This window comes from Bradyrhizobium australiense (assembly GCF_013114825.1).
GTDB classification, from domain to species: Bacteria; Pseudomonadota; Alphaproteobacteria; order Rhizobiales; family Xanthobacteraceae; genus Bradyrhizobium; species Bradyrhizobium australiense.
In genome coordinates this window covers 1-677 of record NZ_JAAVLX010000043.1, presented here as the reverse complement: position 1 = coordinate 677, position 677 = coordinate 1, and the positions used below count along the sequence as shown (strand labels likewise).

The following is a 677-nucleotide window of genomic DNA, read 5'->3' as shown; positions in this document are numbered from 1 at the left end:
GTCGAGGAAGCCGAGATCGCGGCACGCGAGGCGACCGAAAAGGCCCGCATCGCCCAGACCACGATCGTCAACGTCGAACGCATTGCCTCCGACGAGCGCACCCGCTCTTTGGAGATCCAGCAGGTGCGTACGATTCAAGAAGCCGAGATCGAGGCGCAAAAGGCCGTGGAAGCCGCCCGGATCGCACGCGAGCGGACGCTCGCAGCCGAGCGGATCGCCGCCGAGCACACCACGCGCAAGCTGGAGATCGAGCGCAATCAGGCGCTGGAAGTCGCAGGGATCTCGGCGCGCGAGGCGATGTCGGCTTCCTCGATGGCGCGGTTGCGCCCGATTTCGAGCGAGCGAACGCGTTCCTCCTGGGCGATGCGGGAAGATTCGGTCGCCTCGCGCGAAGCCATCGAGGCCGCGCGCATTGCCCAGGAGAAGGTCGTTGCCGCCCAGCGCATCCGGGCCGAAAAAGAAACCAGAGGGCTGGAGATCGAGCGCACCGAAGCTATCGAGGCCGCCGAACTCAGGCGGCGCGACGCGATCGAGCGGCGCCGCGTCGAGGTCGAGCTCGCGCTCGAAGCCGAGCGCATTGCCTCGTCCAGGACTCGCGAGGTGCTCAATATCGACCAGAAGAAGGCGGTCGAGATCGCCGACGAGGAGCGCGTGATCGCGCTCGCCGCCAAGCGTTC

Annotated in this window: 1 pseudogene; it reads left to right on the top strand. The window is 67.1% G+C overall.

The features are described 5' to 3' along the window. Positions 1 to 677 (top strand): annotated as a pseudogene (locus HCN58_RS35220) (flotillin family protein); the annotation flags it as partial.